This window comes from Actinokineospora sp. NBRC 105648 (assembly GCF_030269645.1).
Taxonomy (GTDB): Bacteria; Actinomycetota; Actinomycetes; order Mycobacteriales; family Pseudonocardiaceae; genus Actinokineospora.
Genome location: NZ_BSTR01000139.1, coordinates 1 through 265 on the forward strand (window position 1 = coordinate 1; position 265 = coordinate 265).

The 265-nt window shown below is 59.2% G+C and carries 1 rRNA gene; it reads right to left on the minus strand.

Annotated elements, in window-relative coordinates:
• Window positions 1-83: ribosomal RNA gene (rrf, locus tag QSK30_RS36680) — 5S ribosomal RNA — on the minus strand; the annotation flags it as partial.
• Window positions 84-265 lie beyond the last annotated feature (182 nt).

The window sequence follows — 265 nt, forward strand, 5'->3', positions numbered from 1 at the left end:
AGTGCAGTACCATCGGCGCAGGTGGGCTTAGCTTCCGGGTTCGGGATGGGACCGGGCGTTTCCCCACCGCTATGACCGCCGTAACACTATGAAACAAACACAACCAACAACCCCACCAACGAACCCCCCCAACAGGGAGTCCCGCGGTGGCGGGGGTGGTTGGTGTCTCAGACACCGCACAGTGGATGCGTAGCATTTTTGTAGCAAGCCCTCGGCCTATTAGTACCAGTCAACTCCACCCCTTACAGGGCTTCCATCTCTGGCC